Genomic DNA, 7,099 nt, shown 5'->3' with positions numbered 1-7,099 from the left:
CGGCCGGCGGTCGCGTACCGGCCGGTCTGACCCTTAACCAGAACGTGCTCGACCGACTGCTGCGCGGTGACACCCAATATGGCGCGCCAGCGCTGGAAACCCTGAGCCTGACCACCCGCGATGCCTTCAATTTCTTCGGCAGCGTGAGCCTCGACACAATCGATCCGCAGACCGGCCAAAGCAAACTGCAGAACCTGCTGCTGGTCACCCCCGGCGATCTACGGTCTGGGCGATGCCAACGATGTGGCGAGCATTCGTACGGCCAACCTGATCTGGAACGGTGCGACGCAAAGCCCCGGCAGCGTCATCACCGGTGGCGCCGGTACGGGCAGCGGCACGCTGGATATTCAGGCCCAGCGGATCGAGCTGGGTTACGGCCCGATGCCTCAGGCCAGCGGGCTGGATCAGAACAATCGTCTGGCGCTGGGTTTTGCCAACGTCAACCTCAGCGCCAGCGAGCGCATCACCGCCAATCACAAGGGCAGCCTGGCGGTGTATCAGGAGCAGGGCGCTTACGATCCGCTCAAGGGTCACAGCTACAGCGGCGGCAATCTGAACCTGCGCACGCCGTTGCTCACCGGTGAGGCGGCATCGGTCAGCCTGCTCAAGGCCGGCAACAGCCTGACGCTCAGCGGCGCCGGGGCTGCCGGGGCGGCGAATGCCTTGGGTGCGGAGTTGAATCTTGAAGCCCGCGACATCGTGCTGGACAGCCGTATCGCCTTTGCCAGCGGCAAGTTGACCGTCAAGTCCGAGGGCGATTTGACGCTGGGCACTCGTGCCGTGCTGGACATGGCCGGGCGGACCTTGCCGTTCAATGATGTCAGCAAATACAGCTGGGGCGGCGACGTATCGCTGTACAGCGCCAACGGCAATATCCATCAGGCCGCGGGCTCGCGGATCGATCTGTCGGCGAAGAACAATCAGGCTGGTAACCTCAGCGTCATCGCACTGGCCGATGCGGCCGGGACGGTCGATCTGCAAGGCGAGATTGCCGGTGGCAGCAGCGGTTATTACGACGCCGGCGGCACGTTGGTGCCGTACAAGGCCGGTGGCGTGGACATTCGCGCACAGCGTCTGGGCGGTGACGCCACCGAGCAGTTCGCCGCGCTCAATCAGCGCTTGAATGCCGGGCAGGTTTACGGCAGCCGCAGCCTGCAACTCAAACAAGGCAACCTGGTGATCGGCGACGGTCTCAAGGCCGGTGAGGTCAATGTGTCGGTGGACAATGGCAGCCTGACGGTGGCCGGTCTGATCGATGCCAGCGGCGAGCGTGTCGGCAGCATTCGCCTGTCGGCGAAAAATGGCCTGACCCTGGCTGGCAGCAGCGTGCTCGATGCCCATGGTCGCGTGCTGCGTGTCGACAGCTACGGCAAGATCATCGATGCACCCAACCGCGCCACGGTCGAACTGAATTCCGGCGATGGTTTGCTCACGCTGGGCAGCGGTGCGCGCATCGACCTGCGTCACGGCACCGATGCCGTGCCCGGTGTCCTCGCCGGGCAACACGATGGAATGCTGCGCGGTACGCTGGAGCTGAACGCGCCGCGTCTGGGCAGCAATGACATCGCCATCGACGCCAGCGGTGCGCTGACCATTCAGGGCGCACGCTCCATCGGCCTCAACGGTATGCGCCGCTACACCGATGCCCGCGAGGGTGTCGATCAGGCGGTCAGTGGCCGGCCGTATCAAGTCATCGATCAGGCCATGCTCGAACGCATTCATGGCGACAGCAACGACTTTATCAACGCGGCACTGGGCAATAACGATCTGCTGCAACGCAAACTCGCCGGGCTGAATAACGCCACTTACGCCGATGCATTCCATCTGCGGCCCGGTGTGGAGATCGCCAGCAAAGCGGCTGACGGTGATCTGGTGGTGGAGGGCGATCTGGACCTTTCGGGTTATCGCTATGCCAGCCTCAATCCGCACACGCAGCTGAACCCCTCCGTATATGGTTCCGGGGAAGCGGGCAGCCTGGTGATTCGTGCCGGTGGCAACCTCGATATTTACGGCAGCATCAACGACGGCTTCGCGCCGCCACCGGAAACCCAGGACGATGCCGGCTGGAAACTGATTGCCGGTGTGCAGCCGTTCGGTGGCGATCTGATCGTGCCGGGCAGCGGTGTTTCGCTGGCTGAAGGGACACAGTTCCCGATAGGCGCCACGCTCAATTACGACGTGACCATTCAGGGCGCAGTGTTGGCCAGTGGCACGTTGTTGCCGACTCAGGCGGTGCTGGGTGAGGCGTATACCTTCAGCGCCGGCACCGTGCTGGCGGGGGCGATCCACGACAGCAGCGGTCATCTGCTGTACGCCGCCGGTACGCTGCTCAGCGACAGTGTGACGTTGCCTGCCGACACACGCCTGGGTGCCGGGATCCGTTTGAACAAGGCCACCGCCCTGCAAGCGATGAACTGGCCCAAGGGAGTGCCGTTGCCCAGCGTTTACGATGCAGACCTGACTACGTTCTCCGGGGTGAAGTTAAAGGGCGAACTGGCCTTGTTGCGCGGCTCGCTGATTCCGTCGATGACCGATGTGAAGCTCGCCGAAGGCACTTCGCTGATCGAGTTGCGCCCGTTCAACGGCACACAACAAGGCAAGAACTGGGCGCTGGCCAGCATGCTGCCGTCGGGCAGTGCCTCATGGTCGATGCGTGTGGTCGCCGGTGCAGATCTTGCTGCGGCCGACAGCCGTGCGGTCAAACCGCTGACCCCTGAAGGCAATCTGCGGCTGGCGGACAGTCATTACGGCGTCAACATCACCACGGCGGCGGGCAAGCTGGTCTGGGCTCCGGATAATCCCTTTTTTACCCCCTACGAGCCGGTCCCTGATGACATGCTCGAGTACTGTCAGCAGATTGCCGACTTGTGCGTACCCATGGCCCGTTGGGTCTGGGCGCCAGGTAGCGGAATGGGGCCGGACTACGAACCGGTTCCCGAGGAGGCTCAATTCATTTGTGATCTGCAGCCAGAGCTGTGCATCGGCAACAATCCGGGGAAAACGGCCAAGGCCCATACGCAGATGTTCAGTGTTCTGCGCACCGGTACTGGCGATCTCGATCTGATGGCTGCCGGCAACCTGAGCATGGATTCGCCTTTCGGCGTGTACACCGCCGGTACACAGTCATCGAATGTCGACCCGTTGTATAACCAGAAACGCGGGCATCTCTCGGACAATAACTCGGTGTTGGGCACCGCCGGTGCCGCTTATGAAAAGTGGGTCAACGGCGGTAGCGACAGCCTCTATCAGGCCTGGTATCCGCAATTGGGTGGCAATCTGCACATCAATGCCGGTGGCTCGGTTTCCGGTGATTCCGTCGGCACGAAAGCACAATCGGTAAATGGCGGTTTCCGCGAACAGATCGCCAGTGTGGCAATGGGTAACTGGCTGTGGCGCCAAGGCACGGGCAACCCGGATGTGCCCACAGCGTGGTGGATCAACTTTGGCAGTTACGCTACTCGGTTGATGACGCCTGACGGCAATACCGAACCTTACCTGGTGGGCTTCACCGGATTCGGCACCCTGGGCGGCGGCAACATCAGCCTGCGTGCCGGTGGCGACGCCGGGATGCTCAGACCGTTGGGCGATGCGGTCAATTATCCGCGCAGCCAAGGGCTGATCGTTGCCGTGGGCAGCACCGGGCGTGTCGCCGACGATGGCAGCGTGCAGATGACTGGCGGTGGCGATATGGACATTCGCATTGGCGGCGCATTCAACCCATCGCTGCAAGCGCGGGCCGGGGGATAGCGGGACTCAGCCGCCGAGGCACGACCTGCAAGGCGCACTGATCAACTTGCGCGGTGCGGCGCAATTGACCGGAGGGGCGCTGGGCGGCCTCAATCTGCAATACGGTGCCAGCTCGCAGTTGCATGATGTCCGTGAAACCCGACCGCTGGATCCGTTCACCTCGACGACCAGCAACGCCTCCGGTGGCCTGGTGTTGATTCCCGGCGACTCGGGCATGAGCCTCAGTACCCGTGGAGACCTGGTGTTGGGCGGTGCGGCAGATCCCGGACGTGTGCGCCTGCTCAATGCCACGCCATTGCTTGATGACAACGGCAATATCCGCACTGGTGGCATCCTGAGCGGCTTCTCGCTGTGGACTGATCACACCGCCATCAATCTTTTTTCCGCTGGAGGCAATCTCACGCCGAGTACTCAATTGGCCGAGACGGAGGCCAATCTATCCCCTGTGAGCGGCGCCAACTCGTCGCCCACCGATGGACGTTTTGTGTACCCGTCGATTCTTTCGGGCGGTGGCGGCGCAGGGGGCGATTTATGCCGGGCCATCGGCGGCTTACAGCGAGCGTGACTTGTCACGGACAACCGCTTATTCACTGTTACTGGCCCCTTCGACATCCGGACAACTCGAACTGTTGGCCGGTGACTCGATCTACGCCGGCGGCTATGCGATCAATCAGTCGGGTGCCAGTCCGCTAGCCATCGCCACCCCGTTCAGGCCGTCATTCCTGGCCTTTGCCGGCAATAACCCCAACAAGCCACTCAACAGCAATTACGGCAGTGACGGTGTTAAACCGGAAGGTAATTCGCGTTATCCGTTGTTCGCTTTTGGGCCCGACAGCTATTCCGGTTTGAGTGAAGTGCAGGGGCCCGCACGGTTCTATGCCCTGACCGGCGATCTGGTGGGGGTACGCAGTGGCGAGACGTTGAGTTTCGATACCTCGAAACGCACTTGGTACGAAGCAGCAGGCCCTGTCTGGATGATTGCCGGACGTGACATCGTGGCATCCGGAACCCACCTGGGCCAACCGACAGCCGTGCAGCCCGAGGAAATGGGCGTCGGTCAGGAGGGCATTACCTCGACCGGCAACCTGTTCGTTCATAACGACGTGCGAGATGTATCGCGCGTCTCGGCAGGTCGCGACATTCTCTACAGCAGCTTCGATATCGCCGGCCCTGGCACGCTGGATATCAATGCCGGGCGCAACATCCTGATGGAAAATCGCGCCAGCATTACCAGCCTCGGCGCGATAGTGGCCGGGGATACGCAGCCCGGTGCAAGCGTGGTATTGCAGGCGGGCACGGGCGCGCAGGGGCCGGATTACACAAGGTTCATCGCGCGTTACCTGAGCCCGCAGAACCTTGCCAATCCGGATGCCGCTCTCAACAGCCAGCCGGGCAAGGTGGTCAAGACCTACCTCGACGAGTTGCAGAGCTGGCTGACCCTCGGCTACGGCTTCAGCGGGAACGCAGAGCAGGCACAGGCTTTCTATGCCGCGCTGCCAAGTGCCGAGCAGGCGATCTTTGCGCGGCAGGTGTACTTCGCCGAACTGCGCGCCGGTGGCCTGGAATACAACGACGTCGATGGTCCGCGCAAAGGCAGTTACCTGCGTGGTCGCAACGCCATTGCGGCGCTGTTCCCGAGCACTGATGTGGCGGGCAATCCGATCCGCTATGACGGCGACATCACGCTGTACGGCGGCGCCGGGGTCAAGACCCTGTTCGGCGGCGACATCCAGATGCTCACGCCGGGCGGCGGTCAGGTGTTCGGCATCGAAGGCGCGGCGCCACCGTCCACGGCGGGGGATCATTACGCAGGGTTCGGGCAACATTCAGCTCTACTCGCAGGGCAGCATTCTGCTGGGGCAGAGCCGGATCATGACGACCTTCGGTGGCTCGATCCTCGGCTGGTCGGCCGAGGGCGACATCAACGCCGGTCGCGGCTCGAAAACCACCGTGGTCTACACCCCGCCAAAAACGCGTCTATGACACTTGGGGCAACGTGACCCTGTCACCATCGGTGCCAAGCACCGGTGCGGGTATCGCCACACTCAACCCGATTGCCGAAGTCGCACCCGGCGACATCGACCTGATCGCGCCGCTGGGCACCATTGATGCGGGCGAGGCGGGGATTCGTGTCTCGGGCAACGTCAACATCGCCGCGCTGACTGTGGTCAACGCCGCCAACATCGCGGTGCAGGGCAAGGCGACGGGTGTGCCTGTTGTGTCGGCGGTGAACACCGGGGCGATCACCTCGGCAAGCTCCGCTGCCTCTTCAGCCACCCAGGCCGCTGAAGACGTGGCCCGTCAGCAGCAGGCAGCAGCGCAACAGAACCAGGCCTCGGTGTTCACCGTGCAGGTGCTGAGTTTCGGTAACGAGCAACTGGCGCCAAACCGCGATGGCGCCAGCCGTGCGCCGACGACCGGATACAACCCGGACAGCCCGGTGCAGGTGCTGGGCGCCGGGGTGCTGGATGAACAGGCGAAACAGCAGCTGACCGAGGAGGAGCGTGGGCAACTGACGTTGTAAAAGACTCTCGTGCAGTACTTTGGGCGGCCGGTGGGTCGCCCTTTTTTTGTGTGGAGCGGAAGGCTTAGGGATACGCCTGTCGAGCGTGCAAAAGGTTGAGAATCTCGATCCGGTCGGTCACCCGATAAACCACGACATAGTTGGGATGGACAACGATTTCCCGGGTGCCGGCGACCTTGCCGAAGCGATAAAGGTAGGGGTGACGTGGAAGGGCCGAGGTAGCCGCTTCGATGGCGGCGTTCAGTTGACTGGCCGCCACGACGTTTCGGTCAGCGATGTAGTTCAGGGTTTGCCAGAGTTGAGTGCGAGCTTCAGGTCGCCAGTCAACCCGCACTGTTTTTGTTGAGTTTCGATTCGATGAGGGCGCGCATTTCGGCCATTACCTGCTCGTGGGGGATGTTGGGCCGCGGATCATCCATCGAGGCCTGTACCTGTGCCCGGAACCAGCGATCATAGCTGGCGGCCTGCTCTGGGGTTTCGAAGTCTGAAACGATAAGGGAAAGTTCGGCGCTCATAGTGACCTCCATGATCAATGTGAAGCAGTCTAAGGGGGATGTGGCTCGCTGTCGTCACTGGCAAGACGAAGTGCGCAGTATCCCGAAGCGCTGGCGGGAAAGATGTCAGACGTTTCCCTTGCCCATAAGGGAAAATCGACGCACGTTGTCATCGGATTCCTCCACAACACCGCCGTCTGTGTAGGAGCTGCCGCAGGTGCGATCTTTTGATCTGGCTTGTAAAAACCAAAACCAAAAGATCGCAGCTGCGGCAGCTCCTACAGGTCGAGGTCAGAAGGCGTAGGGGATGCTGACCTTGGCCCAGAGCATGTTC

Annotated in this window: 2 protein-coding genes and 1 pseudogene; 1 reads left to right on the top strand and 2 read right to left on the bottom strand. The window is 62.2% G+C overall.

Translation table 11 applies throughout. From position 1 onward, the window contains the following. A pseudogene (locus HT737_RS03610) lies at window positions 1–6,271 on the top strand (filamentous hemagglutinin family protein); the annotation flags it as partial. A gap of 64 nt (window positions 6,272–6,335) precedes the next feature. Here HT737_RS03610 and HT737_RS03605 read toward each other — a convergent pair. Both HT737_RS03605 and HT737_RS03600 read right to left on the bottom strand, forming a co-directional pair. Further along, the gene (locus HT737_RS03605; RefSeq protein WP_182401470.1) at window positions 6,336–6,605 is read right to left on the bottom strand and encodes a type II toxin-antitoxin system RelE/ParE family toxin; all 270 of its coding nucleotides are present in this window, start codon (window positions 6,603–6,605) and stop codon (window positions 6,336–6,338) included. Beyond that, window positions 6,595–6,786, bottom strand: a complete 192-nt coding sequence (locus HT737_RS03600; protein WP_003225628.1) for a hypothetical protein — start codon at window positions 6,784–6,786, stop codon at window positions 6,595–6,597. Before HT737_RS03600 ends, HT737_RS03605 begins: the two co-directional genes overlap by 11 nt. Window positions 6,787–7,099: the final 313 nt, after the last annotated feature.

The sequence above is a fragment of the Pseudomonas sp. MD195_PC81_125 genome (assembly GCF_014060985.1).
GTDB lineage: Bacteria > Pseudomonadota > Gammaproteobacteria > Pseudomonadales > Pseudomonadaceae > Aquipseudomonas > Aquipseudomonas parakoreensis.
This window is presented reverse-complemented; position numbering and strand designations above follow the sequence as displayed.

Bases quoted from the DNA above. Each gene is read 5' to 3' on its own strand.
- HT737_RS03600 (WP_003225628.1), bottom strand. From the start codon at position 6,786: ATGAGCGCCGAACTTTCCCTTATCGTTTCAGACTTCGAAACCCCAGAG.